Origin of the sequence: Paenibacillus allorhizoplanae, assembly GCF_927798215.1 — a bacterium.
Classification (GTDB): Bacteria; Bacillota; Bacilli; order Paenibacillales; family NBRC-103111; genus Paenibacillus_E; species Paenibacillus_E allorhizoplanae.
The window spans coordinates 66,526-92,041 of the sequence record NZ_CAKMMW010000029.1 but is presented as its reverse complement, the minus strand read 5'-3'; the positions used below and the strand labels follow the sequence as shown (position 1 = coordinate 92,041).

Annotated in this window: 27 protein-coding genes; 21 read left to right on the top strand and 6 right to left on the bottom strand. The window is 42.9% G+C overall.

The genetic code is table 11. The features are described 5' to 3' along the window. Positions 1-36: 36 nt before the first annotated feature. Positions 37-897 (bottom strand): phosphodiester glycosidase family protein, encoded by an 861-nt coding sequence (locus tag L6I86_RS31060; RefSeq protein WP_236292487.1) that lies wholly within the window; start codon positions 895-897, stop codon positions 37-39. A 442-nt stretch (positions 898-1,339) separates the two neighbouring features. Further along, on the bottom strand, positions 1,340-2,725 hold the full coding sequence (locus L6I86_RS31055) for a catalase (RefSeq protein WP_236292485.1): 1,386 nt from the start codon (positions 2,723-2,725) through the stop codon (positions 1,340-1,342). A gap of 124 nt (positions 2,726-2,849) precedes the next feature. Here L6I86_RS31055 and L6I86_RS31050 point away from each other — a divergent pair, with 124 nt between their 5' ends. From L6I86_RS31050 to L6I86_RS31000, 11 genes are all read left to right on the top strand, one after another. Further along, positions 2,850-3,428 carry a TetR/AcrR family transcriptional regulator gene (locus L6I86_RS31050; protein WP_236292483.1) on the top strand — a complete coding sequence of 193 codons (579 nt, stop codon included), beginning with the start codon at positions 2,850-2,852 and terminating at the stop codon, positions 3,426-3,428. A gap of 70 nt (positions 3,429-3,498) precedes the next feature. Then, a complete protein-coding gene (locus L6I86_RS31045) occupies positions 3,499-4,242 on the top strand; it encodes an SDR family NAD(P)-dependent oxidoreductase (protein ID WP_236292481.1) in 744 nt (247 codons plus the stop codon). Positions 4,243-4,290: 48 nt separating this feature from the next. After that, positions 4,291-4,614: an NIPSNAP family protein gene (locus L6I86_RS31040; protein WP_236292479.1), complete on the top strand. Its 324-nt coding sequence runs from the start codon at positions 4,291-4,293 to the stop codon at positions 4,612-4,614. A gap of 59 nt (positions 4,615-4,673) precedes the next feature. Continuing rightward, positions 4,674-5,216, top strand: coding sequence for an NAD(P)H-dependent oxidoreductase (locus L6I86_RS31035; RefSeq protein ID WP_236292477.1), 543 nt, complete (start codon positions 4,674-4,676; stop codon positions 5,214-5,216). After that, on the top strand, positions 5,213-5,845 hold the full coding sequence (locus L6I86_RS31030; RefSeq protein ID WP_236292475.1) for a DsbA family oxidoreductase: 633 nt from the start codon (positions 5,213-5,215) through the stop codon (positions 5,843-5,845). Before L6I86_RS31035 ends, L6I86_RS31030 begins: the two co-directional genes overlap by 4 nt. 62 nt (positions 5,846-5,907) lie before the next feature. Further along, positions 5,908-6,141: a tautomerase family protein gene (locus L6I86_RS31025; protein ID WP_236292473.1), complete on the top strand. Its 234-nt coding sequence runs from the start codon at positions 5,908-5,910 to the stop codon at positions 6,139-6,141. Then, complete coding sequence (locus L6I86_RS31020; RefSeq protein WP_236292471.1) at positions 6,107-7,243, top strand: NAD(P)H-dependent flavin oxidoreductase; 1,137 nt, start codon at positions 6,107-6,109, stop codon at positions 7,241-7,243. Before L6I86_RS31025 ends, L6I86_RS31020 begins: the two co-directional genes overlap by 35 nt. Before the next feature lie 220 nt (positions 7,244-7,463). After that, positions 7,464-8,237 carry a pirin family protein gene (locus L6I86_RS31015; protein WP_236292470.1) on the top strand — a complete coding sequence of 258 codons (774 nt, stop codon included), beginning with the start codon at positions 7,464-7,466 and terminating at the stop codon, positions 8,235-8,237. Between the two features lie 12 nt (positions 8,238-8,249). After that, entirely contained in the window at positions 8,250-8,726 is a 477-nt protein-coding gene (locus L6I86_RS31010) for a MarR family winged helix-turn-helix transcriptional regulator (RefSeq protein WP_236292468.1), read from the top strand. Positions 8,727-8,809: 83 nt separating this feature from the next. Next, positions 8,810-9,532: a DNA alkylation repair protein gene (locus L6I86_RS31005; protein WP_236292467.1), complete on the top strand. Its 723-nt coding sequence runs from the start codon at positions 8,810-8,812 to the stop codon at positions 9,530-9,532. Positions 9,533-9,698: 166 nt separating this feature from the next. Continuing rightward, positions 9,699-10,310, top strand: a complete 612-nt coding sequence (locus L6I86_RS31000; protein ID WP_236292466.1) for a class I SAM-dependent methyltransferase — start codon at positions 9,699-9,701, stop codon at positions 10,308-10,310. A 58-nt stretch (positions 10,311-10,368) separates the two neighbouring features. On the opposite strand, the gene L6I86_RS30995 is transcribed toward L6I86_RS31000, so the two are convergent. Further along, positions 10,369-11,592: an epoxide hydrolase family protein gene (locus L6I86_RS30995; RefSeq protein ID WP_236292465.1), complete on the bottom strand. Its 1,224-nt coding sequence runs from the start codon at positions 11,590-11,592 to the stop codon at positions 10,369-10,371. A gap of 228 nt (positions 11,593-11,820) precedes the next feature. On the opposite strand from L6I86_RS30995, the gene L6I86_RS30990 reads away from it, so the two are divergent. From L6I86_RS30990 to L6I86_RS30960, 7 genes are all read left to right on the top strand, one after another. Further along, positions 11,821-12,555 carry an MBL fold metallo-hydrolase gene (locus L6I86_RS30990; RefSeq protein ID WP_236292464.1) on the top strand — a complete coding sequence of 245 codons (735 nt, stop codon included), beginning with the start codon at positions 11,821-11,823 and terminating at the stop codon, positions 12,553-12,555. Positions 12,556-12,571: 16 nt separating this feature from the next. After that, complete coding sequence (locus tag L6I86_RS30985; RefSeq protein WP_420851956.1) at positions 12,572-13,102, top strand: DinB family protein; 531 nt, start codon at positions 12,572-12,574, stop codon at positions 13,100-13,102. A 48-nt stretch (positions 13,103-13,150) separates the two neighbouring features. Beyond that, positions 13,151-16,318, top strand: coding sequence for an ATP-binding cassette domain-containing protein (locus L6I86_RS30980; RefSeq protein ID WP_236292463.1), 3,168 nt, complete (start codon positions 13,151-13,153; stop codon positions 16,316-16,318). A 157-nt stretch (positions 16,319-16,475) separates the two neighbouring features. Beyond that, complete coding sequence (locus tag L6I86_RS30975) at positions 16,476-16,817, top strand: ArsR/SmtB family transcription factor (RefSeq protein ID WP_236292508.1); 342 nt, start codon at positions 16,476-16,478, stop codon at positions 16,815-16,817. Between the two features lie 48 nt (positions 16,818-16,865). Further along, the gene (locus L6I86_RS30970; protein ID WP_236292462.1) at positions 16,866-17,384 is read left to right on the top strand and encodes an SRPBCC family protein; all 519 of its coding nucleotides are present in this window, start codon (positions 16,866-16,868) and stop codon (positions 17,382-17,384) included. 141 nt (positions 17,385-17,525) lie between these two features. Next, a complete protein-coding gene (locus L6I86_RS30965) occupies positions 17,526-18,023 on the top strand; it encodes a MerR family transcriptional regulator (protein ID WP_236292460.1) in 498 nt (165 codons plus the stop codon). A 5-nt stretch (positions 18,024-18,028) separates the two neighbouring features. Further along, positions 18,029-18,469 (top strand): SRPBCC family protein, encoded by a 441-nt coding sequence (locus L6I86_RS30960; RefSeq protein ID WP_236292458.1) that lies wholly within the window; start codon positions 18,029-18,031, stop codon positions 18,467-18,469. 91 nt (positions 18,470-18,560) lie between these two features. Here L6I86_RS30960 and L6I86_RS30955 read toward each other — a convergent pair whose 3' ends face one another. Next, positions 18,561-18,998, bottom strand: a complete 438-nt coding sequence (locus L6I86_RS30955; RefSeq protein WP_236292456.1) for a DUF6376 family protein — start codon at positions 18,996-18,998, stop codon at positions 18,561-18,563. Positions 18,999-19,240: 242 nt separating this feature from the next. Between L6I86_RS30955 and L6I86_RS30950 the strand changes: the two genes are divergently transcribed. Together L6I86_RS30950 and L6I86_RS30945 are read left to right on the top strand one after the other, a co-directional pair. Beyond that, a complete protein-coding gene (locus L6I86_RS30950) occupies positions 19,241-20,308 on the top strand; it encodes a metallophosphoesterase family protein (RefSeq protein WP_236292453.1) in 1,068 nt (355 codons plus the stop codon). A 175-nt stretch (positions 20,309-20,483) separates the two neighbouring features. Continuing rightward, a complete protein-coding gene (locus tag L6I86_RS30945; protein ID WP_236292444.1) occupies positions 20,484-21,416 on the top strand; it encodes a D-2-hydroxyacid dehydrogenase in 933 nt (310 codons plus the stop codon). A gap of 369 nt (positions 21,417-21,785) precedes the next feature. Here the strand turns inward: L6I86_RS30945 and L6I86_RS30940 are convergent, their stop codons facing one another. After that, the gene (locus tag L6I86_RS30940; RefSeq protein WP_236292443.1) at positions 21,786-22,850 is read right to left on the bottom strand and encodes an LLM class flavin-dependent oxidoreductase; all 1,065 of its coding nucleotides are present in this window, start codon (positions 22,848-22,850) and stop codon (positions 21,786-21,788) included. A 203-nt stretch (positions 22,851-23,053) separates the two neighbouring features. Here L6I86_RS30940 and L6I86_RS30935 point away from each other — a divergent pair, with 203 nt between their 5' ends. Beyond that, a complete protein-coding gene (locus L6I86_RS30935; RefSeq protein ID WP_236292440.1) occupies positions 23,054-23,974 on the top strand; it encodes an NHL repeat-containing protein in 921 nt (306 codons plus the stop codon). 159 nt (positions 23,975-24,133) lie between these two features. Here the strand turns inward: L6I86_RS30935 and L6I86_RS30930 are convergent, their stop codons facing one another. Next, positions 24,134-25,105: a helveticin J family class III bacteriocin gene (locus L6I86_RS30930; protein ID WP_236292438.1), complete on the bottom strand. Its 972-nt coding sequence runs from the start codon at positions 25,103-25,105 to the stop codon at positions 24,134-24,136. Between the last annotated feature and the right edge of the window lie 411 nt (positions 25,106-25,516).

Below are 25,516 nucleotides of genomic sequence, written 5' to 3'. Positions count from 1 at the left end.
TGAAGAAAGAGCTGCCACTGGACAGCTCTTTTTCTTTTACTTATTTAACTGCTTTTTATTGTGCTCCGCGAGATAACCTGGATTATCATAAGCACCACCAGGATCAATATCGGTCACACCTTCCCAAATATTCGCCACATCAACCTGATCCGGGTGTTCAAAAATAAGGAGACCTGAAGGCAGCCTTCTTTCGCCATATCGGCTGGATGGATGCGTGATGAGATCGTTCCCGACGACCATTTCAGAGGATGCACCTCCGTCTAAGAACCCGGCATTAACACAACCTTCTTTCAGTAGAAGGTCTTGAACATCTTTTAAAGAAGCACCAATACTCTTGGTCTGACGTCCGTCAATGACGATGATAACAACAACGCCATCTGCTCGTTGACCAATGGCTGTCCGCGGGTTAAGACCATCTCCAACGACAGGGAGTGCTTTTCCATTAGCAATAATGCGCGGATAGAAGGATACAGCGTCAGTCACATGCAAAGCTAATAATTCATCAATTGAATATTTCCCAATAATTAATTTCCCCATATTATCAAACGCAACGACTTGTTGGGGAACAGTGCCGTCAACGCTCGTATACAAAATCTTACCTCCAGACATAATAACCCCAATTGGAGCAAACCCATTTCCTAACCCTTGTGGATCATCGAAGCCTCCACCATTAATGCCAGCAAGTGACCCTGTACGATTCACCATCGAACTAATTGTTTCACCTTGACCTACTTGACTTGGAACAACGACACGAATCGCTCTCGGATCGTAAACAACCATTTTTTTGCCGACCCAGCCACGTCCAGCGATATCTTCAACATCAATGATCTTGCCATCCTGTTTCTGAATCGTGATCGCATTCAAATCTTGCTTCTCAATGGCGTTATTTTCACTCATTTGCTTAACGTTTTGAATCATTTCATCCCGTTTCTTTACACCTACAAAAATCCAAGCCCACTCCCGATGTTGGGTAGCAATAAAGGTATCCGCAAGGAACAAACGAATTTTCGATCCTGGTGGAGTTAAGAATAGAAAGCTTACTAATAGACACACAAGTATCAGACATATGAATAATGAACGTTTCAGCCAGCTGACGCTTTGCTCATGTTTGTAAGTAATTCCTGCTAGCTTCATGATAATAATGCCTACTTTCATAATATTTTGAATCAGATATAGCTAGTTTAAGTATACGAAATGAACCTGTAACAAAGATGAAAATAAGCTTAAAATCTTTCAATTTAAGCCGTGTAAATAGACCCAATCTTGCCAAATAAATCTATTAAACAGTAGTAGAAAGAAACACAAAAGGGCTACCCCGAGGGATAGCCAATTTCTAAAATTAACCTTGGTTAGGTTGCTGAATCCGTTGTGAAACCCTGTTGGCTAATTCTTGTGACGCTTGGGATAGATACGTAAGAACTATACGTTGAATCTCAGAGGATATACCAGATAGATCAGCAGCAAGGTTCTGGACTAAATGTTCCTGTTGGACAGGAGGGAGGGCGTTATAATACTGTCCCGCTTGTGTGAAATTATCCGGATTTGGTATATCGGATCGCACGAGACGACCTTCAACATATCTACCTTCGCCGCTAGTCTCAAGTGAACGAGGGGTCCAGTTCTGCTGATGATTAATAGGAATCTTCCGAAAATCAGACCCCAAGCGATGACGCTGTGAATCCCAGTATATATTCGTACGACCCTGCAGCATTTTATCGTCAGATAGTTCGGCTCCTTCCAATAGATTCGTTGGAGAAAAGGCAATTTTCTCGACTTGCTCCATATAGTTATCTGGATTGCGGTTTAGTACGAGTCGGCCTACAGGCATCATCGGAAACTGCTTTTCATCCCAGACTTTGGTATCGTCTAGCGGATCATAGGACATCTTGGTTCCATCGTCGGGATTCATCAATTGAACATACAATCCGTATTCGATGGTATGGCCTGCAGCCAGTGTATCGAAGAGATCCTTACCGGCATAATCAGGGTTTTCTCCAGCTAACTTAGCTGCTTCGCGGCTATCAATATATTGTATACCTGCTAAGGGATACCAGTGATATTTCACAAACGTACGCACACCTTGCTCATTCCGCCAAACATACGTGTTAACGCTATGACCTGGAATATGACGGAGACTCTTAACAGTCCCAGCATCCGAATATAATTGGACAAGGAAGTTAGTGGCTTCTGGTGCGCGGGCAATGAAACTCCAGAAACGTTCAGGGTCGATCAAATTATTAACTGGCGATGGCAGAAAGGCTTTAATTGACTCTGGAAATCGAATGGCATCTCGAACTAAAAAGACAGGGATATGATTACATAGCAGATCGAAAACACCTTGTTCTGTATAGAACTTCGTAGAGAAGCCGCGCACATTTCGGGACGTATCCGGCGTACCTTTATTACTTACAGCTAGGGAGAAACGGACCGTGACAGGGACTTGCTGGCCAGGTTTTTGCAGAAAGTGAAGCTTCGTATAGGGAGTCATCGAATTCACAGTCTGGAAGTATCCAAAAGCACCATACCCCTTCACATGGACAGGTCTTTCAAGAATCTTGGTATGTATGAAAGTTTCTAAAGTTTCATGTAAGACGCTATCTTGTTCTAGGACAGGTCCTCGATCACCAACGGTTTGAGAATGAAATTCCGCTGGTGCATCTCCTGACCATGATGAAGAACCTTTCTGATGAATAGGCTTTTGAGGCAATCCTCTGTTATCTTCCATTATTCAACCTCCTGTACACAGATCACTGATTTAGATCGTTATGCGTGCAATTCCATATTTATGCCAATCCATATGTTTTAGAAAAGGAGTTGACATACTACCTACTAAAAGGTAGAATGACGACATGACAAAAAACAACAACAACAAAAACACATCAGAACTTATTCTCGACACAGCCCAAGCGATTGTTCAGCAATATGGGTTTAATGGATTCAGCTATTCGCATATTGCAGAAAAAGTAGGCATTCGCAATGCCAGTATTCATTATTACTTTCCGAATAAGGAGGATTTGGGAGAAGCACTGATTGCACGTTATCTCAGAAATTTTAAAGCATTTGTTGCTGGAATCGATGCCGAGACACCGAACAATGTAGAGAAGCTACGCAAATTCATCTTACTCTACAGTGGGCCTGTTCAAGATTATTGCGCTTGTCTAAGTGTTATGCTTTCGACTGATCTGGCTACTTTATCAGGCAAAGTACAGATCGGGCTAACCCAATTCTTCTCTGCCAATCTAGAGTGGTTGGAACGCGTGCTCGAAGAGGGGCGACGTGAAGGACATGTGAAATTTGAAGGCGCCGCGGATGCACAAGCTCACCAATTTCTAGCAGCACTTCAAGGTGCACAATTACTATCGAGAAGTTTTCATGATGTAAGCAAGTATGATCAGATTGCCGATGGTCTAATATCCGCTTTAACTTGAAAAAGAAGGCGGATTATTTTATAACTAATACCTACCTTTTAATAGGTAGACAAATAGAGGAGATGTAGATATGAGTTTTCAAAATAAAGTAGTCGTTATCACAGGTGCAAGTAGTGGAATTGGAAAGGCAGTTGCCATTGGACTGGCGAAACAAGGCGCATCAGTCGTTATTAATGGCCGCCGTGAACATGCATTGGTAGAGGTTGCAAGAGAAATCGATCCTACAGGCGCACGAGTAGCTTATGTTGCGGGGGATATTTCTGAACCCCAAATCGCGGAACGTTTAATTAAGGAAGGTCTTTCTCGCTTTGGGCGAATCGATACCCTGGTGAACAATGCTGGCATTTTTATCTCAAAACCATTTATGGACTACACGGAAGAAGATTTTAGATCTGTCATGTCTATTAATATGACTGGATTCTTCCATGTCACCCAGCGTGCTGTGACCGAAATGCTGAAGGAAGGCTCTGGCCATATCATCAACATTACAGCAAGTGGTGTCGCGGAACAGCCCCTCAAATCCGTACCTGCCGTACTTGCCGCATTGACCAAAGGTGGTTTGAACACGGCAACGAAGTCTCTAGCGATTGAGTACGCAGACAAGGGCATTCGCGTGAATGCAGTCGCGCCTGGCGTGATTAAAACGCCGATGCATACGGTTGAGTCACATGATTTCTTAGCTAAAGTTCATCCTGTGGGTCGAATGGGTGAGGTGCAGGAAATTGTTGACGCGATTGTGTATCTGGAGTCAGCAAAGTTCGTAACTGGTGAGATTCTTCATGTCGATGGCGGTCAAAACGCTGGTCAATGGTAAGAATATAGGTGATAGGTATTTAATCACTTAAGTAAGGAGGTGAGAAACATGTTATACGAACTGCGAATTTATCATGTTAATCCCGGCAAAATGCAGGCTCTTCATGAAAGATTCAGAGATCATGTGATCGATTTATTTTTGAAACATGGCATGAAGATTATTCGATATTGGGAAGATATCAATGACGCAAATAATCGGCTCTATTATGTTGTTGAGCATAATGATATGGAAAGCCGCAATCTAAATTATGAACGTTTCCGAAACGATCCGGAATGGATTGAAGTCAAACGGATTTCAGAGATGGATGGTCCTTATCTTAACAATCAAGAAAGTATATTTATGAAAGATGTAGCCTTCTTTGAGAACAAATGAAACAGGACAGTACACTGTCGGCAAAATAATCCTAAAATTAGAAATGGAGCAAACCTACTATGAAAACATTAGTCATCATTACTCATCCGAATATCGAAAACTCCCAATGGAATAAAGCTTGGTTGGAAGCCTTACAAAAACAAGGTGATTTCACTATTCATCAATTATATAAAGAATATCCAGACGAAAATATCGATGTTGCCAAAGAACAACAGCTAATCGAAGCACATGACCGGGTTATTTTCCAGTATCCGCTCTATTGGTACAGTACGCCTTCTTTACTTAAAAAGTGGTTTGATACCGTCTTACAATATGGGTGGGCTTATGGTCCAGATGGCAGTAAAACAGCTGGGAAAGAAATCGGTGTTGCCATTTCGACATACGGCACGGAAGCATCTTATCAGCATACCGGTTCTAATCGTTTTACACTTGAGGAAATATTGCGTCCAATGGAAGCACTTGCCCAATTTATCAGCGCTAATTATCTGCCACACTTTGCACTAAATGATACGTCTACAGTTACTGATGAGCGGCTAGCACAGAGCAGCAAGGATTACATTCATCATCTTCAAACCGTAAAACCGGTTCTGGTTACCCAATGAGTGATTTATTAATTGACGCCTATATTGATGTGACGTGCCCTTGGTGTCGCATGGGAACCACCAGTATGTTAAGTGCTTTGAAACAATTACCTCCAGAAACGAAGGTTTCGGTCCGTTGGCATGCTTTTCAGATCAATTACGGTATTCGACCTGAAGGTGAAGATTATCGGCAAGTGATGATAGACAAATTAGGTGGAGCTTCGCAATTCGAGGCACGATTAAAGCAATATCAAGAATACGGTGATGCTTATGGTCTGACGTATAATATGGATCGAGTAAAGTATACGCCAAATACAACATTAGCTCATCAATTAATCGCTATTACACCTGATAACCTACAGGAGCAATTGATTCAGCGAATCTATACGGCTTATTTTGAGAATGGGATAAATATTGGGGATATCGACGAACTTATACACATTGCCAATGCAGTGGGGCTCTCAAACGTTGCGGAGTTAAAAAAGCGCCTTACTTACGGTGAGGGTCTTGATAACGTTGAGTTAGATCAAAAGAACGCGCAAAAGCAAGGAATTAGAGGGGTTCCGTACTTTGTGATTAATGAGCAAGTCAGCTTGTCTGGCCTGCAACCGCCTGAACAATTTATTAAAGTTTGGCGCGAACTAGCTTAAACTTACCTTTCAGTAGATAGATTGATTTTGTGACTAACAATTTTTCAAGGAGGTCATTACCTATGCCAGTCGTTACAATTAAAGTAACCCGTGAAGGAACCACCCCAGAGCATCAGTCTGTCACAGCAGAAGAAAAGGCAGCGCTTATCAAAGGTGTCAGCGAGCTTCTCCTTAACGTGCTTAACAAGCCATTGGAATCAACTCATGTTATTATAGAGGAAGTTGAATTGGACAATTGGGGATGGGGCGGATTACCTGCACTTGAATACCGCAATCAGCGATCCTCTCCAAAGTGAATGGAGGCAGAAGATCATACATCTGAATACAGCACTTTGCCGCATATTTGAAATTCGTTATCCCATCTTCCTAGCGGGCATGGCAGGTGGGCCTGGTACGGTCAGCTTGACGGCTGCCGTATCAAATGCAGGCGGATTAGGGACGCTTGGTGCCGCCTATATGGAGCCTGAAGCAATTCGCACGGCAATCAGGGAAATTCGGAAGTTAACGAACGCGCCATTTGGCGTAAATTTATTTGTTACTCGAGCTCAAGATGACAATTCGAGAATGCCAGAAGTTCAACAGGAACTGAATGTGATGAGAGCTAAACTCGGTATACCGCAGGTTGTGGCAGAAGAGGTGAAGACACCCGATCATTTTGAGCAACAATTTACCGTTTTGCTAGAAGAAAAAGTACCGGTGATTAGTACCGCTTTCGGGGTGCTTCCACCTCACATGACAAAGCAAGCTAAAGCGGCTGGGATTCGAATTGTGACTATGGTGACAACCGTTGATGAAGCCATTCTTGCTGAACAAGCCGGATGTGACGCGATAGTGGCTCAGGGAAGTGAAGCTGGTGGTCACCGCGGGACTTTTGACATTGCCAATCGTCCCAGGGGCGCGAATATAGGCACAATAGCGTTAGTGCCGCAAATTGTTGCCCATGTTCAGGTTCCCGTTATTGCTGCAGGCGGAATTATGGATGGTCGTGGACTTATAGCCGCGCTGGTACTCGGGGCACAGGGGGTTCAGATGGGTACGCGATTCTTGACTTCGATTGAATCGGGAGCTCATAGTGCTTACCAACACAAACTGCTGGCTAGTACCGAGGAGAGTACCGTAATCACGAAGGTATTTTCGGGTCGACCCGCAAGAGGGATCACGAATGAATTTATTAATGTCTGGGATCGGAGCGGGGTAGAACCGCTACCGTTTCCGACCCAAAACACGGCAACAAGAGATATTCGAAATGCTGCTGCAAAGCAAAATAATTCCGATTATATGTCATTATGGGCAGGGCAAGGTTTGCGAATGCTTACTGCTGGCCAAAGTGCTGGGAGTATCATACAGGAAACCATCGATCAAGCACACACGATTATCACACAAATCAAAAAAGGTTAAGATGTTTCAATTGAAAGGATCCCAAAGCCATTATGGCATTGGGATCCTTTTCTCGTGGTACGGGACTCGAAAAAGCAGGGATTATAAGGTGGTAATCTTGCTTATATTTGCATGTTGACTGATTCCTATAATAGGTCTATATTGAATATTATTATAATAAATATTATTAGGATATTAAATAAAATAATCATTATATCCGATCAGATAAGGAGATATTCCTATGAATATTCAAATACTAGGACCAGAACTGCAAGGGAAAGAAGAATTTGATGGAGGCAAAATAATGGCGCAGAAACCATTAGGATTCTCTGGCCAAGGGGCGGCTACTGTGAGACTGGGTCCGCTATTCTATTGGGCTTGGGGACGAGCAGAGAAGGCAGGAGGGATCGGGTTTCATCCTCATCAAGGGTTTGAGATTCTATCGTATGGCATCGCTGGTCATGGCTTTCACCGAGACACACTTGGTACTGAAAGCACACTACAAGCTGGAGATATTCAACTTATGCAAGCAGGATCGGGTATGCAGCATGCTGAGAGCGTTGAAGCTGGATTTGAAAGCTTTCAAATATGGCTGGAGCCTTACTTGAATGAAGCAGTGCGACGAGAGCCAACCTATTTATTGTTCAAGCACGAGGAGTTCCCTCAGACAGACCAGGAAGGTGTTAAGGTAAAGACCATTCTGGGTGAAGGATCACCTATCAGCCAACTTGTTGCAGATGCACGTATGTTAGACGTCGAAGTAGAGGCGGGCGCAACGTATGTTCATCGGCTATTACCGAACCGCACGTTTGCCGGTCTAGCGATTAGAGGAACCGGTGGTTCCTTCCTAATAGCGGGACAAGGGCCCGTCCCATTTGTGAATAAAGACTTTGCTATCGTGCAAACGGAACAAGCGGATGATGTTATCATTCGTTCGGCTGATGAGACACTTCGAATATTTCTAATTGAAGTTCCTACTGAAGTCGATTATCCTTTGTATAATAAAGCTAGATAAGGTGGTTGAAGCATGACTGAACGCGACGCTGAAGGTAAGGCTCTTGATTTAAGGCTTACACGCGTACTAAAAAATATGGTGAACGTACTATATGCCAGCTTAGAACACGACATTGACAGCTATGGGCTCAGTAGAGAAACCTTTCAAATTCTTGAGTTACTCTACAATAAAGGGCCTCACCCCATTCAGAAAATAAGTGATACCTTTTCCATTCCAAGTGGGAGTATTACTTATGTGGTTGATAAGTTGGAAAAGAAGGCGTTCGTGGAACGTCTTCCCATTCCAGGAGATCGACGTAAAACGAATGTGGCATTAACTGAGGATGGGAGAAACTACTTCGATACGATTTTCCCAAAGCATGTGCAAACCATTTCCAACAATTTGTCTTATGTAACGGATGAAGAGAAGCTCCAACTCATTGAGTTGCTTAAGAAGATAGGGTATGGGATTAAGAATGCGCAAGAAAGACAAGCTGAAAGCGTTGAGTAGCTTCGGATTAGTTAGCTAACATTGCTCGATGCTTCAAGAATAGTTATGATGACATAATAAAGTTGATTATGGGAGGAGTCATTATGACAGCAACCATTCTACATGCAGAAGCAGTCATGCAAGAACTCGAAACTCTAGGCAAGGAACGAATGAAGAAAATGTATATATCTAATGGCGCTCATGAACCTGTATTTGGAGTGGCAACAGGAGCGATGAAACCGCTTGTGAAGCAAATCAAAATCAACCAACCGTTAGCTGAACAACTTTATGCAACAGGGAACTACGACGCTATGTACTTTGCCGGCATCATCGCAGACCCCAAAGCAATGACTGTAGAGGATTATGATCGTTGGATCGATGCAGCGTATTTCTATATGTTGTCCGACTATGTCGTTGCTGTAACGTTATCGGAAGCGGATATTGCGCAGGAAGTTGCGGATAAATGGATCGCGAGCGGCGAGGAATTAAGAATGTCAGCGGGGTGGAGTTGCTACTGTTGGCTTCTGGGGAATCGCAAAGACACTGAGTTTATCGTTAGTAAAATATCAGATATGCTTGAATTGGTGAAAAATACGATTCACACTGCACCAGAACGAGCTAAATATGCGATGAATAATTTCATATACACAGTAGCTGTATCTTATTTGCCGCTGCATGATAAGGCTGTTGAGACGGCAATAGCGGTTGGTCCCGTCGAAATTATTCAGCACGGAACGAAGAGTAAATTTCTGAGCGCATCGACTAATATTCAAAACGCCGTAGATAAAGCTCGAATTGGATTCAAGCGTAAGCATGTAAGGTGTTAGGTCTTGTGAAAATTTACGGTTAAAGTTTAAGAATAAGTCCGAGTATTTCGCGGGCTTTTTTTGTTATTGAACAGAATCCCCGAATTATCGTCTATTATAGAGAGGGTTCCAATCCTTGGAAATTATTGGAGTCTACAGACGAAAGTGTACGGGAGTGAAATTAGCAATGGATACGTATTGGAATCACAATACAGCTTTTCACGATGAGTTAATTGCAGACGGTAAGCTACGCGGCGGACGTGTACTCGATATTGGGTGTGGTGACGGGTTACTTCTCCAACGACTCGCGCCGTTCGTGCAACAAGTTATCGGGATCGACCCCGATAATACGGCTATAGAGATTGCACAAACGCGACTTATTTCGATCTCGAATGTGACACTCATTAACGATGACTTCCTTGCTTCACCAATCCCTAAGTTAGAGGATCGTTACGCAACGGTTATCTGTGTCGCGACTTTGCATCATATGGATTTGAGAAGCGCACTGCTGCTCATGCGCCAAGTACTCGCACCCGGAGGTCGACTCCTCATCATTGGGTTAGCAGATGACAAGTCACTAGTGGATTTGGTTTTCTCTGGACTACTGCTGCTTCCTATCCGTATCATGGATCGATTTCACGGTGGGATGCGTAACCCCAATGTTCGAATTACGGCTCCAACAGAAAGCATTAGGGAGATTCGTCAAGTTGTACAGCAGATACTTCCAGGGGCTAAAGTTCGACGACGATTCTACTTCCGTTATAGTCTTTCATGGGACAAACCATTGGAAGAGGAGTAAGTCGATTGCGATTGTTTCTCCTGTTTTTCTGATTAAGCATTCGTATGGAAAACATGAATTAGCGCAGCGACTTGAATCCTGCACGGATTTCTGCAGCGAATAGTTCTGGCTGTTCCCAGGCTGCAAAATGTCCACCCTTGTCGACCTTGTTATAGTAGATAAGATTAGGATATGCCATTTTACTCCAACTCAATGGAGCTTGATATAGCTCATATGGGAACACACTCACAGCTACGGGAATAGTGACACCTTTGGCAGCAAAGAAGGGAAGCTTGTTCTCCCAAAACAGACGACCAGAAGAAATCGCAGTTTTGGTCATCCAGTACAGCGTGATGTTGTCAAGGACATCGTCTCGTGAAAGTCCACCGGGATGTCCGTTAAAAGCTTGTGTAATTAGCTCCAAGCTACAAGCATCATGATCAAGCATGAAAGCGGCCAAACCAACAGGAGAGTCTACCAATCCTGTTAGCGTCTGCGGCCGTGTACCCATGATTTGGGCATATCCGATATGTTTATATACAAAACTCAACTGCATGCATGCACGCATTTCTTCTTCTGAGAGACCAGATGGAAGTGGGGTGCTGGCTTGGAGCACCTTGTCAATAGCAGGGGGAACCGCGCCGGGCATATTCGTGTGCATACCAACCAGCCCCGGTGGTGACAGCAATGCCAACATGTCGGTGATAATCGCTCCCCAGTCTCCGCCCTGTGCCACGTACCTCGTGTAGCCAAGTCGCTTCATCAGTACTGCCCAGGCACGTGCTATTCGGACGGTATCCCAACCTGTCGTAGTTGGCTTTCCAGAAAACCCATAGCCGGGCAGCGACGGTATGACCAAATGGAACGCGTCCGATGCCTTCGCGCCATAAGCTGTAGGATTCGTAAGTGGTTCAACAATCTTCAACATCTCGATGATCGAGCCAGGCCATCCGTGTGTGATGATGAGTGGCAAAGCATCTTCGTGCTTCGAACGAATATGCATGAAATGAATGTCTAGACCGTCGATATGGGTAAAGAACTGCGGAAATGCGTTTAGCTTCGCCTCACACTTTCGCCAATCGTAACCTGTTGTCCAATAGTGTGCGAGTTTTTGAATCGTTGAAAGCTGTACACCCTGAGAGGTATCTGCGACCGTTTCCTTATCAGGCCATTTTGCCGCGTTTACGCGACATCGCAGTTGAGCAAGCTCGATTTCCGGAAAAATCACATGAAATGGCCCTCGAATGACGTTATTATCCGCTGAATCCTCAAAACTGAGTTGTCTTGTCTTATTTGGTATCATTTTGTACTCCCTTTGAATCAATTTGGCTAAATGGGATGAAGAATGAGAACTGGGTATAACACCATATTCATGCTTTCATCCAATCGTACCTTGGTTTGTAGGGGGATACGAAAATTGAAGATGCAGGAAAAGCGTTGCTCTTTATCGAACAAGTGGAGTGAACATGGAGTTGCTAAGTAAAGCAGCTCTTTTTTATTGGTATCTCAGTTATGAAATGGGGGCATCTGTATGAAAGTAAGAGTCATAGGTAGATGGGGCGCTTATCCAAAGCGAGGAGAAGCAACTGCTGGCTTTCTACTAGAAGTAGGCAATCATAAAATCTTGCTGGATTGTGGCAGCGGTGTATTGTCTGTCTTACAGAATTATATAGAACTTCATGAATTAACAGCAGTGTTTGTTTCGCACAATCATTTCGATCACATGGCAGACTTAGGTTCTCTTCAATATGCTTGTTTAATTGATATGGATTTAAAACAACGTGATACACCCTTGCGTTTATTAGTTGCCAAGGATTCTAAAGACGAATGGGCGATTCCTGTATTGAAAGGAACAATTGAACAAGAAATTAACCAAGATACGATCGTAACATTCGAGGATGGCCTAACCTTAACTTTCTTTCGAACGGATCATGATGTATTTTGCTTAGGCGTGAAAATTTCCTATCAGGGGAAAAATTTGGTGTATACGGCGGACACAAGATACGATGAATCTTTAGTACCCTACTTGAGGGATGCGGATCTACTTCTCACAGAAGCTTCCTTCTATGCCAACTTTGATGCCGCTCGGTATGGTCATATGACGTCAACTGAGGCTGGGTTGCTAGCATCGAAAGCAGGAGTAAAGAAATTACTTTTAACACATTTACCTCACTTCGGAGAGATTCAAGTATTGAGGGAAGAAGCAGCACTTATGTTTAGTGGTGAGGTTGTTTTAGCTGATCTAGGCTTACAAGTCGTCCTATAAAATAAGGAGGAAAAGCATGTTAAATATGAATCAAATTTATCTCATTACAGACATACCTGGTTATACACCGCAAATTAGTCGTTTACTGTCGATGATGAACTATGTCAGGCATACAACACTAGAATCCGTCAAAAACTTAACCGTACATGAATTAGATTTTCTATTAGATGAGGAAAGTAATTCAATTGGCGCCTTGTTAATGCATTTCGCGGCGGTCGAATACGCTTATCAATTGGAGACCTTTGAAAAAAGAGAATTGAATGATGAAGATATGGCAATCTGGGGTCCCGCTGTGAATTTAGGTGCAGAAGGTCGGGAAAAGATTAAAGGAAATGATTTGGCCTATTATGTACATAAGCTAAATGAAATCAGGAATCGTACATTCGAATTATTTAAAACGGTCGATGATGATTGGTTATACCAAGAAGAAGAGTTCTGGTATAAGAAACAAGCTAATCATTATTTTATGTGGTTTCATGTGTTTGAAGATGAAATCAATCATAGAGGTCAGATCAATTTGATCAAGAAAAGAGTGAAGGTACAGTGAATGTGCTAATATGGAATAATACGTGTAATCAATAGAAAGGATGTACACATGCAAATAAATCAATTAATTTCGAACAACATTAACAAATTAGATGCAACAATACCCGTAGATAAATCATTAGGAATTGCTGGATTATCAGGATCAGGTAAGACAACTTTCTGTCAGACAATTGGGGAAGAATCCAAGAAACGTCTCGTTTCTTTATTGCCGAAAGCTGAATATCAATATCTATTTCCTGAGATTATGGAAACGAATTTCAGCGCCATCAAGATGGAGGAAATGCCTCTCGTCCTTTTTCTCGGAAAATCATCGATTTCATCCAATCCTCGCTCAACCATTGGCACGCATACGGGCGTTTTCAAAGAGATTCGAGATCGAATGGCCGAACAATTCAATCTTTCTCCAGAAGTTTTTTCCTTTAATAACGCATTAGGGTGGTGCCCGGATTGTAAAGGTCGCAGCACGACACAAAATGTAGAATGTTCGAAGTGTAAAGGGAAGCGCTACAGTCCAGAAGTTGAGACGCACAAGCTGGAGTTAAGGAGTCAACCTCATAGCATCTCCGACATCAATAACTTAAGCATCGAAACTATCCTTTCTCTTGCCGAGGAATTACATATTAGTGAAGCGAAGCAACATATTCTCCAGAATTTGATCAATATGAATATCGGTTACTTAACATTAAATCGCATTATGGGGACATTATCAGGGGGGGAATTGACGCGGCATTATTTGGCTGAATTCATGGCTACAAGTGAGAATACCGTCATTATTATTGATGAAATCTCCGTTGGTCTTGACCATGAGACGCTTTTGAAAATTCTAGAACAAATTAAACAATTAGGCTATAAGAATCAAATATGGCTCATTGATCATTCTGATACGGTGCTGGATACAACAGATGAGCAATTATTCTTTGGACCAGGTAGCGGCAAATATGGCGGGAAGATTGTCGAAGAGTCACCTCGTCCTAAACCAGTCCTTTGGGAACAAAATCAGGCAGTACCAACTGAATATTATCAGTTTATGGACCTGTACTGTCGGAATATTCAAATGGCTGAAATTCAAATTCCCAAGAATAGACTAGTAACCTTTACTGGCGAGTCAGGATGTGGTAAATCAACACTTGTGAATGAGTGCATGTCCAAAGATTTTCAGAAACGCTACCCCAAAGATAAACTGGTCATGGTCGGGCAAGATCGCAACCAATCGATTACAAGCCGGTCAACCGTTGCTACTTTCCTTGATATTAAGAAGAAACTTACCAAATATAACGAAGAAACTGAGGATGATATATTCCAACGTTCGATCGAAGATATTATTGAAGAACTGCCGAACGAAGACATCGCTCGTAAACGATTGAGTTTATTGAATAAACTTGGACTTGGCTATCTGACATTAGAAAGAAAAACACAATCGTTATCAACAGGTGAATTTCAATGTGTGCATTTAGTATCGGAGTTGTTTGCGAATTCAAGAAACCCGCATACGCTGTTTATTTTTGACGAACCTTCTAAGGGTTTATCACAAAATATTTTAAATCAATTCATCGATAGCGTTAGAGTCATTCTAGAAGATGAATCTGTCTCCATCCTGATGATTGAACATAATGCCTATATGCTGGAAAGCTCGGATTTTATCGTTGATTTTGGCAAAAGAAAGCCTGAACCGATTGGGCATCTTGATGTTGTCCCTCATGATGACTACTATCGTCGTACAAATAGGGAAGATCATTCTGCCCCTTTGCATATTTCTTCCGCTCTGAAGCAACAACAAGGTATTCGATACGTACAAGAAAATCAGATCAACTATTTTAAACAGGCAGAAAACATTTATAAAGGCGGTATCCTGAAAAGCTTATCTTCCATGGCCCGCTTGATCTATGGTGAATACGAATCGGACAAAATTGCACCTGTGATTGCGATTGATCTTGAACGACACCTGTATAGTCAATATAGTTTTCTCTATGAAATCGGTGGACTGATCAACCATATTGTAGCTTCTCATCCGACCAATAAAGATACAAGAAGCTTCGACTTCTATTATCAAGATAATCATTGTCCATGTTGCTCGGGTCGTCGTGTCATTGAAAGATTTGATATGGATGTTCTCATTCAAGATAAAACAGTACCATTCTGGGATGGCCTATTATTGCCTGAAGTAATGGATGTCTTGAAATATTATCAGCATGCCAAGTTGCATTTCCTTTTCGAAGAGATAAAGAATGAACTCGGACATGATATTAGTAAAAGTTATAATGAAATGACAGAAGCAGAAAAGAATACGTTCCTATATGGCTATTGGGAAAAGTCATTTTATGATAAAGCGGGTAAGGCTTCGAGAACCTGGGAAGGTTTTAATCTCATCCTTGGGCGTTATATGGTTATTTCAAAGAACCTTACGATTAAAGAAGCAATGAAAGCTTCAAGAGAAATGATTACCTGCCCAGTATGTCATGGAACCGTGTTAAACCATCATAAAAAATTGAAATTTAATGGCTCGGATATTCGCGAGATTATTCAGCAACCGCTGGATCAGGTTATACAAAGCGTAGGCAACTTGCCAGAATTAGAAAAATTAAAATCCATTGTTGGCGGTGACCTCACACTTTCGGAAGATGTTTCCTTACTGCCTAGGGAAACGCAAGTTGCGCTTAAAATGTACGAGCTGGAGCTTGCTAGCTTTGTGGGATATGAAGTGGTTTTACAAAATGCAGTGCCTTTCTGGGACAAGATTAAAGGTAATCTGGATGCGATCAGCAGTAAAAACTTGATAACTATCTGTGATTTTGCTGATATTACGGAGACAAGAGAAACCATTATTGATAAGTATTTCACCAATGGAAAATATAAAAAACTAACTTATGTCTATGAGGCCTTTGGTTACAATAAGATCGTTACCCAAATTAATAAGATCAAGGGGAGTCATCCATGCCCATTCTGTGGGGGTAAGCGAGTCATTTCCGAAGATGGACTCCATGATGGCGTACATAAATTGTCCGTTCCTTGTGTGAGTTGTCATGTTAGTGGCATCAATGATGAGGGACGTAAGGAAATCGTTGATGGCGTAAGTGTGCAAACATGGCTTACTGGCAATGTAAGTGATGTTGTTGAAAAAAGCAAAGTAGCGGAGTCCGTTGCTGATATACCGATCTACAATCGAATTCGTGAACTGAACAAACAAGATATGATGGCCGTTTATCATAGCTTGAAGTGATTAATAAGCGCTGACCTTCGGGTTAGCGCTTTTCTTATGTCACTCTCAATATTCACTTGAAGGAATATTCCCCATATGGTATATTGAAATCAGGAAGAAAAACAGCCAAACACAAAGAGAAACGCATGTAATTACAGCAAGAGGACGGATGATGAGCATGGATCCTAACATCATGAGTGCATTGGCAGAGCCTAACCGCATGAGGATTGTTGATCTTTTACGTGAGCGGCCACTCACTGTAGGGGAAATCGCGGAAAGGCTTCAACTGCGTCAGCCTCAAGTATCCAAGCATCTGCGTGTACTTAGTGAGGCTGCCATCGTCGAAGTAAGGGTAGATGCGAATCGTCGTATTTACAAGCTGATGCCTGATCCTTTCCGAGAGATGAACGTCTGGCTGGAGAACTACCGCGTCATCTGGGAGGAGCGGTATAACCGACTAGATGACTATTTACAGAAGCTTACGGGCAATCAATTGCAGGAAGACAGCAAGACTGATTGATTAGAACTATTTTAAACAAATAATGAACATTCTAGGAGGAAGTTAAACATGACAAATCAAATGGTTTCCACGGTAGAGGACAAAGTTCTTATTCTAGAGCGTGAATTCAATGCCCCTCGCGAGTTGGTTTTCCAGGCATTCACTCAAGCCGAGCATCTGAAGCATTGGTGGGGTCCTAGAGGTTGGACACTTCCAGTATGTCATGTTGATTTCCGCGTCGGTGGGGTTTGGCATTATTGCATGAAGTGTGAAGACAAGAATCAAGGCGATTACTATGGTATGGAATCATGGGGCAAGGCCGTTTACAGCGAGATCGTTGTACCGGAGAAAATTGTGTATGTAGACTTTTTCTCTGATGCGGAAGGCAATGAAGCGGAAAACATGCCATCTACACGCGTAATGCTGACCTTCATCGAAACAGAAACGGGTACTAAGCTCATTAACCGCGGAGAATATGCATCAGCTGAAAGCCTACAACAGGTGCTGGATATGGGTATGATGGAAGGTATCACGGATACTTGGAACAGACTTGCTGAACACTTGGAGTCCATCCAAAAAAGTTCATAAATAATAGATGAGGCCGCTAACTAGCGGTCTTTTCCTTGTGATTTTGAAAAAAAAATGACCTCAACACTTGCACATGACGTTACGTCATGTTTTATAGTATAGTTACCGGTAAACAGCTAGCACAGTAAAAAGGAGATGATTATGAAGCAGCTTTGGAAAGTGGGAGAGCTTGCTAAACTAACAGGACTCACGATACGAACATTACGATTTTACGATCAAATCAGCTTATTTTCGCCTTCGGCGCATTCCGAATCGGGACACAGATTATACAATGAGGCTGATCTGTCGCGGCTGCAGCAAATTTTATCGCTAAAAGAGCTCGGTTTATCACTGGATGAGGTTAAGGCCGTATTAACAGGCGAGCAATTCAGTCCGCTGGAGATTGTTTCGTTGCAAATTGCCCGACTGAAAGAAAATATTCGGATGGAGCAGAATCTTTTGCTCGAACTAGAGTACGTATCCAATCTGATGTCGTTGAAAGAACCTGTAACGGTAGATGATTTCACCAAATTACTGGAAACCATGAAGAAGAGCCATGAGAAAGTGATCATCGAACGTCGGATGTCGTGGGAACGCCGCCTAGATCTGCTAGGTGAACTCCTAGACGGAAAATCCGATGAATCAAAACAAGGGAGCTGACAAGCATGAACGAACATATTGCCGTACATAACACTTTCGTCGTCGAACGAATATATAAAGCCTCGCCTAGCCGCGTATTTGCTACTTGGGAGGATCCTAAACTGAAAGAGCTGTGGTTTTCCAAAGCGGATGAATTCGACTTCCGGGTTGGTGGTAAGGAAATGAGTCAAGGAGGCCCTCCAGGCGGACCTATATTCACCTTCGATGCCACGTATCAAGATATTGTTCCAAACGAGCGCATTGTTTATAGCTACACATTGGATATGGATAAGAATCGAATGTCGATTTCTGTGACAACTGTCGAGTTCAAGCCTGAGGGTACGGGTACAAAGCTGATTTTTACAGAACAAGGCGTCTTCCTAGATGGTCATGATACACCTGAACAACGTGAACATGGGACTACGATCATGTTGGACAATCTGGGCAAACAGTTGGAAAACCTCTAAGTTTGAATAATCAGTATCACCAACCGGCCGAAAGGTCGGTTTTATTGCGTTCATTTATGATGAAAAAAAACTTCACACATGAGTGAAGTTCTTAAGATCCTAAATTTTGAATGCGATTGATGAAGATGGTTATGTCGCTAATCGTCGAGAGTATTTGTGAATTTTGAAGTTTATCAAGTGCTAGATGACCATTGACTAACACGTTATTTAACTCATCCAGCAACACTTTATTCTTATCTACCAATTGTTGATGAACATCCTTTGCAATCGTGGGGACACTTTTCAGATTAAATTGTTCGATGTCTTTTTTTATTCCGATTAATTGATTTTCGAGTGCTTGTTTTGTCTCTGGATTCATAGCCGCATCTTTGATCATTTGAGGTGCTTGTTGGGCAAAAGTACTCAATTTATTGATGTGTTCAGTAGCTTGATTGGCATAATCCACGGAACTAGTTACTTTTTCAACTAACGTACAGGCACTCAATTGGAGCGTAGATAAAACTAAAAGTAAAAACATCAATTTCTTCATATTTGCTCTCCTTTACGGTTCGGTTTCAGAATAAATCAACTTTTCTTGTTATTTATTACGTTTTTTTAGAAAGCGGGTTTCAAGCGTAGCTGGGCTTATCGGAATAAATCAATTGAACCATAATCAACTTGAATTTAATGAAAAAATCTCGAAGAATTTTACTAAACTAGTGTCAACAATATGATAAAATTAAAATGTTAAATGTAATTTACAAAGACGGTACATCCCTGGGGGGAAAGTTCATGATTTCAAGAAGACAGTTTATCAAAAGATTGCTTGCAACGGCGTTCGCAGTAACTGGTGTCGGCGCGCTGCTCAAACAAGCACTAAAGGGGCCAGAGTCAAACGTAGAGGTAGCTGATGCCTCGGAGGAGCAAATCATTCCGCAAGCTTCTGCACAACCAGTTTCGGTTGACTCCACCAATAATCAATTATTGCTATCTTTTTTCTTACTCAGCGATGTGCATATTTCCAACAATGGGACTACTACGATTATTGATAAGCTTCATTCGGCGTTGAAAGATATCACTCGGTTTGAATCGCCCGTAGATACAATCGTATTCGGTGGGGATATTACGGATGTAGGCCGGGATCAAGATTACAAGCTTTTCCGAAAAGTATTAGACAACTACAAACTTCCGCCGCTATACGCGAATATGGGAAATCACGACTATTACGACATTTGGATAAGCAGCAAGGGAGATTGGTCCGCTGAAACGGTGCCCAACGGGAAAACCGATGCGATGTCCCGTGAACGCTTCATGAAGTTTTTCGGCTACAAGGATAAGCCCTATAAGGATGTCTGGATGAATGATGTGCATCTGATTATGTTGTCTCAAGAGACCTATGTGCAGGAGAACCCAGAGGTAGGGGAAGGCGCATGGTATTCGGATGAGCAGCTTGCATGGCTCGAGAATTGTATGAAGTCCCATGAGGATGGAAAGCCCGCTTTCATCTTCATCCATCAGCCGTTACCAGCGCCGGAAATGGACGGGAAACCGCCTCAGTTACTCAGAGCGAAGGAGTTTCGGGCAATATTAGCGCCTTATAAGAATGTTTTTGTGCTATCCGGGCATACCCATCGTAACTTTGCAACAGAGAATCACTATAACACACAGAATTCCTTTCACTGGTTCAATAATGCTTCTGTAGGCAAAACACGCAGTACAGACAATCCTAATTGTGCGCAAGGCATGTATGTCCAGATCTTCAATAATGAAGTGGTGGTTCGTGGGCGAGAATTCTCCGATAGGACCTGGATTGAATCGGCAATATACACCGTACCCATGGTTCATGCCAAACAAGCATAGTTGTATGACCATATAAATGGCATTTAAGGGAAAGGACATGCACATGGGGCATGTTTTTTTTATCCCGTGCTCTGCGCGAATAATGACTACCAAACGACGTTTTCCTCTTATTTATCTACCGTGGTACAATAAGTTACTATCGCGTAGTTTTACGGATTCTGAGGAGGCGTTGTGCTTGGATATCAAACGAATATTAGTGACAGGGCGAATGTATAAAGAGCTAGAAAAGCTGGCTTCAATGGACACGAAGAGGGAGTATCTGTTTCTACCAGAGACGGAAGTACGTCCGAATCACTTCATTTGGGCAGAGGGTTATGTGGCATTCAAACCGACAGCGTCGTTTCAATTCGGTAACTTGCAGTGGGTTCATGCGCTTGGAGCTGGCGTTGATGCATTTTTATTTGATCGCGAATGGAAAATGGATGTCATGTTAACGCGTACGGTCGGCAGTTTTGGACGGAAAATAGGGGAATATTGCCTAAGTTATCTACTTGCCGATCTACAACGTCATGATAATTTCCAGCATGCACAAACCCAAAGACAATGGCTGCCATCGCAGCAGAAACTGCTGCATGAATTGAATATCGTTATTTTCGGAACAGGTACGATCGGCGAGGAAGTGGCGAAGATGCTTAGCGCTTTTGGCGTAAACGTATACGGAATATCTCGCAGCGGCGCAGCGAACTCTCATTTTAACAAGGTATTACCGATTACCGAGGTACACACCGTGTTGCCACAAGCCGATTGGGTCATTAACACTTTACCCTTAACACCAATCACGGAACGTTTATTTGAAAGACGCTTATTTTGCTGCATACAGAGTGCTGGCTTCATTAATGTCGGTAGGGGAGCTTCTGTGGATGAGAATGCACTACTGGAAGCGCTTGAACAAGGACAAGTGCGTAGAGCGGTTCTTGATGTGTTTAGGGAGGAACCTCTACCCGTGCATTCGCCGTTGTGGGCTCATCCGAACGTGATCATTACTCCGCATATTTCAGCTGTTACTGGGGTGGATGAAGCAATTGAAGGACTGCTCGCAGTGCTTGGAGAAATGGATAATGGACAAGAGAAAGTTAGCCAATCGGTGGACGTAAAGCGAGGATATTAGGTCCTATTAAAGGAGTATCCCTACACAGAAATGAGCCCATCTAACATTTATACAACCTTGTAATAGAGCCCAATTAGGGCTCTTTTTTAACGTTGGCTAGATTAGAATTTCTATGAAAAGTTGGGCCGTCAGTTATTTGGATCAAGATGGCTCATGACGAGTAAGCTCCGTGCCTGTATGCAACACTATAATGAAGGGAGATGTGATACTTAGTGTGATCAACGCCACCAATTCGCACAAAGAGGGTGTCCCCAGCCATTTACTTGGCTAGGAAAACCCTCTTTCTTGTAAGTAGAAAGGCATACCAGCAACTACGTGCTGCGTTAGCCTAATGAATCCCGATATACGAATCGGCATTCTTAATTAACTTTACTCTTGTGCTGCCTCGCGCTCCAGTTCCTTGCGAACAATTGGCGCGACTTTCGTGCCGAGCAGCTCGATCGTGCGCAACAATTCATGGTGCGGCAGGGTGCTGACGTCCACATGCAGAAGGAAACGTGTTATGCCGAGGTTCTTGCGGAGCAGTACGATCTTCTCCGCGACATACTCGGGATCGCCGACATACAGTGCACCGCGCAGGCTTCTTGCGGCATCGAACGTGTCACGCGTGTAGGGCGCCCAGCCGCGCTCACGGCCAATCGTGTTCATCATGGCTTCCGTTGCCGGGTAGAACAAGTCGGCGGCTTTCTCACTAGTATCCGATATGAAGCCGTGCGAATGCGTCGCGATCTGCAGTTTGCTTACGTCGTGTCCCGCTTTAGCGGCTGATTCTTTATAGAGGTTGACTAACGAAGCGAACCTCTCCGGCATGCCGCCAATAATCGCAAAGACAACAGGCAATCCTAGCATTCCCGCGCGAATCGCGGAATCCGGATTTCCGCCAGTTCCGATCCATACGGGTAATGGCTCTTGTACAGCTCGCGGATAAACGCCTAAATTGTTAATGCCAGGGCGATGGCCGCCTTTCCAGCTTACTTTCTCCGATTCGCGGATCGCGAGCAGAAGCTCCAGTTTTTCCTCAAATAGACTGTCGTAGTGATTCAAGTCGTATCCAAATAGTGGGAAGGATTCGATAAAAGATCCGCGGCCCGCCATAATTTCTGCACGTCCATTGGATAATCCGTCCAATGTGGAGAACGCCTGATAAACGCGTACTGGATCATCCGACGATAACACGGTCACAGCGCTCGAAAGCCGGATTCGTTTGGTTGTGGAAGCTGCTGCTGCCAGAATAACGGCCGGCGCTGAGCTCGCATAATCCGCTCGATGATGTTCACCAATGGCATATACGTCTAGGCCAACCTGATCGGCCAAATTAATTTCCTCTACCGCTTGTCGGAGCCTTTCAGCGTGCGTGATGCCATTAGCTCTCGGAGCAGCCTCGAGAAACGTACTTATTCCTATTTCAATAGTTGAAGTTGTATGGTTGGACATAATGAATCGCTCCTTTCAGGTTATAGCTATTATACTATATTATATATTGTAACTCAACAAAAGTAAGCGAATATCATAACCGAATTAACACAATTTCCAGTTATCTAGTACTGCAAGATCGAAAAAGCTTTACAAATGTCTCAAAGTGATGTGTGATAATACATGTTGTATATCAAATTCACATATCGCTCAGGAGGTTAAGTATGCAAACAGGAAATCGCATGTTTCGAACAGAAGTGGTAAATGGGTGGGGACGACTTCCGGAAGGTCAGACTTTTGGTTATACGCATGGCATTGTTGCCGATTCGGAAGACAATATTTATGTACTCCATACAGGCGTGCCGAATATGACGGTTTTCAGTCGTTCAGGCGAATGGCTCAAATCGTTCTCTGTAGAAGGTATTGAGGCCAATGCACACGGTTTATACCTCCATAAAGAGCATGACGGTGAATATTTATACATGACGGATTGTGGACTTGGGACGGTAGTCAAAACGACACTTAAAGGTGAAGTCATTCTTCGTTTGGCTCCCCCTGATCTAGGTGACATTTATTCTGATGAAAAAAAATATAAGCCAACAGATCTAGCTGTTGCACCTAATGGCGACATTTATGTAACAGACGGCTACGGTCAGCATTGGATTCATCAGTATAATGCCCAAGGAGACCGAATCCACTCTTGGGGTGGAACAGGAAGTGAACCAGGTTTAATGAAATGCCCACATGGCATTTCAGTCAAACTCACAGGAAGCGAACCTGAGCTTTATGTTGCTGATCGAGGGAATCATCGCATTCAAGTATTCACTCTGAGTGGAGATTTCAAGCGATTTATCGATAACGATATGGATATGCCATGCTCTTTCTATTTTCATGAGGGGCTCATGTTCTTCCCTGACCTACATAGTAGGGTGACCGTTTTCAACTCGGAGGATGATTCGCTTGTCGCTCATCTTGGTGAGGATCAATTAGCCTACAAACAGCAGGGTTGGCCTAATTTGCCCAAGGAATACTATCGGGATCATCGTTTCAGCTCACCTCATGGCGTCTGCGTAGATTCATTGGGGGATGTCTATGTCGCCGAGTGGATAATCGATGGCCGTATAACGAAGTTAAGTCGCGTATAACGAAATATGAGAAAAGCTTCTATCGATGTCGTTCGAGGATGAGCGACCGCGTTTTAAATGTAGTTTTTATCGCTAATAAAATAAAAAGAAGTGCTGCCTTGATCGAGGCAGCACTTCTTTTTGTTAAGGTTGTGGCTTTTACTCCAAGTAGTATTGTTTTTAAAAAATACTATCAGGCACGTAATAAAGCTTCTGCGTATTCGTTTTATTAACAGGGTCTGCCACGATAATAAAATAAACATTATTGTTTTTAGTCTGTACACCTTCGATTTCGTGTGTTCCCACGTTTGTGATTTTAACAAGGGTTTTGTATGTGCCTGTGTTTGACATCATAGCGATTTGTGGAGTCTCACCTTCCGCGCCGCCAGACGTATATATTTCCGTATTATCGAGCATATCAGCACCTTGGAAAGAATCATTTGGTCTCACGATTGCAGTGCCTGACTGCGTAAAGCTGGAAACACAGGCGCTTACTGCTGCAGCACTGTCCATTTGTACGAGTTCATTGTTATCGAGCAATTGATTCAATGCTACCGTGTCATAAATGGACCACGTAACGGTTCCTTCTTTTGTTTGGACACGGAAGACAGTATGCGTACTATTGCCGCCGGCATCAACACGGTATGTCTCACCTAGACTTGTACCGGTTGTATTGGCATAATTCATATAGGAGAAGCGGTGTAAATCGGTATAATCATAAGTCGTGCCGGCTGCGTATTGAAGTCTAGCTACTTGGAGTGACCAGTAATTACTAGTTGAGGAATCTGCTTTCGAACTGAAATAAAAATAATTGATACCATTGTATGTGTACATATCAAGGGTTTGGCAATGTCCGGCATTCGTCACGGTCATTTCGTCAACATACGTTGCGTCACTTCCGTTTATTAGCAATCTTGAAAGATAACAGGTTCCCCCAGACCGCTGAGTTACATAAACATAGGTTGATGCGATGTAAGCTTTTTGAACAGCGACGTTGTGATTAAGTCCTTTGAGGTTATAAGCAAGTGCAGCTGATGCATTTAACGTATTTTGTGGCGTTGCAGCAAATACAGGCCCGACATACATGGCCGAAATAAGAAAGGAGAGAAAGATAGAAAGGAGTAGTTTTAATCGGTTTTTACCTTGAATCATACGGGAATACCTCCTTTAATTTGCAAACCATATCAACTCGATTTAACGTTACCTGATACATATCCTTTAGCTGTAAAAAAGTACCACCTCCTTGATAGAGACCCGGTAAAAAAATAAAAACCCGAACAATAAGATATGCTCGCAAGCGAGCGAATCAAATTGTTCGGGTTTTCTCAAGGACTCCAACCGTCACATTTAGAATTCAGTAAATAATAAATGGTAAGCGCTTCCAAAGTGCTCACAAATTCATCCTAACAGGTTCTTTCTAGAAAGTCAACGAGCCATAGCGAAGGTGTTTGTTCACACATTCACAAAATATATTCGATAACTTTCAAATGTAGATGTCAGTCCGTATTTTGAACACCCAGTCGGATAAGTAAAGGTTATTTGTTTCGATTTTGATGACGTTGT

Bases quoted from the DNA above. Each gene is read 5' to 3' on its own strand.
- L6I86_RS31060 (WP_236292487.1), bottom strand. From the start codon at position 897: ATGAGTGAAAATAACGCCATTGAGAAGCAAGATTTGAATGCGATCACG.
- L6I86_RS31055 (WP_236292485.1), bottom strand. From the start codon at position 2,725: ATGGAAGATAACAGAGGATTGCCTCAAAAGCCTATTCATCAGAAAGGT.
- L6I86_RS31050 (WP_236292483.1), top strand. From the start codon at position 2,850: ATGACAAAAAACAACAACAACAAAAACACATCAGAACTTATTCTCGAC.
- L6I86_RS31045 (WP_236292481.1), top strand. From the start codon at position 3,499: ATGAGTTTTCAAAATAAAGTAGTCGTTATCACAGGTGCAAGTAGTGGA.
- L6I86_RS31040 (WP_236292479.1), top strand. From the start codon at position 4,291: ATGTTATACGAACTGCGAATTTATCATGTTAATCCCGGCAAAATGCAG.
- L6I86_RS31035 (WP_236292477.1), top strand. From the start codon at position 4,674: ATGAAAACATTAGTCATCATTACTCATCCGAATATCGAAAACTCCCAA.
- L6I86_RS31030 (WP_236292475.1), top strand. From the start codon at position 5,213: ATGAGTGATTTATTAATTGACGCCTATATTGATGTGACGTGCCCTTGG.
- L6I86_RS31025 (WP_236292473.1), top strand. From the start codon at position 5,908: ATGCCAGTCGTTACAATTAAAGTAACCCGTGAAGGAACCACCCCAGAG.
- L6I86_RS31015 (WP_236292470.1), top strand. From the start codon at position 7,464: ATGAATATTCAAATACTAGGACCAGAACTGCAAGGGAAAGAAGAATTT.
- L6I86_RS31010 (WP_236292468.1), top strand. From the start codon at position 8,250: ATGACTGAACGCGACGCTGAAGGTAAGGCTCTTGATTTAAGGCTTACA.
- L6I86_RS31005 (WP_236292467.1), top strand. From the start codon at position 8,810: ATGACAGCAACCATTCTACATGCAGAAGCAGTCATGCAAGAACTCGAA.
- L6I86_RS31000 (WP_236292466.1), top strand. From the start codon at position 9,699: ATGGATACGTATTGGAATCACAATACAGCTTTTCACGATGAGTTAATT.
- L6I86_RS30995 (WP_236292465.1), bottom strand. From the start codon at position 11,592: ATGATACCAAATAAGACAAGACAACTCAGTTTTGAGGATTCAGCGGAT.
- L6I86_RS30990 (WP_236292464.1), top strand. From the start codon at position 11,821: ATGAAAGTAAGAGTCATAGGTAGATGGGGCGCTTATCCAAAGCGAGGA.
- L6I86_RS30985 (WP_420851956.1), top strand. From the start codon at position 12,572: ATGTTAAATATGAATCAAATTTATCTCATTACAGACATACCTGGTTAT.
- L6I86_RS30980 (WP_236292463.1), top strand. From the start codon at position 13,151: ATGCAAATAAATCAATTAATTTCGAACAACATTAACAAATTAGATGCA.
- L6I86_RS30975 (WP_236292508.1), top strand. From the start codon at position 16,476: ATGGATCCTAACATCATGAGTGCATTGGCAGAGCCTAACCGCATGAGG.
- L6I86_RS30970 (WP_236292462.1), top strand. From the start codon at position 16,866: ATGACAAATCAAATGGTTTCCACGGTAGAGGACAAAGTTCTTATTCTA.
- L6I86_RS30965 (WP_236292460.1), top strand. From the start codon at position 17,526: ATGAAGCAGCTTTGGAAAGTGGGAGAGCTTGCTAAACTAACAGGACTC.
- L6I86_RS30960 (WP_236292458.1), top strand. From the start codon at position 18,029: ATGAACGAACATATTGCCGTACATAACACTTTCGTCGTCGAACGAATA.
- L6I86_RS30955 (WP_236292456.1), bottom strand. From the start codon at position 18,998: ATGAAGAAATTGATGTTTTTACTTTTAGTTTTATCTACGCTCCAATTG.
- L6I86_RS30950 (WP_236292453.1), top strand. From the start codon at position 19,241: ATGATTTCAAGAAGACAGTTTATCAAAAGATTGCTTGCAACGGCGTTC.
- L6I86_RS30940 (WP_236292443.1), bottom strand. From the start codon at position 22,850: ATGTCCAACCATACAACTTCAACTATTGAAATAGGAATAAGTACGTTT.
- L6I86_RS30935 (WP_236292440.1), top strand. From the start codon at position 23,054: ATGCAAACAGGAAATCGCATGTTTCGAACAGAAGTGGTAAATGGGTGG.
- L6I86_RS30930 (WP_236292438.1), bottom strand. From the start codon at position 25,105: ATGATTCAAGGTAAAAACCGATTAAAACTACTCCTTTCTATCTTTCTC.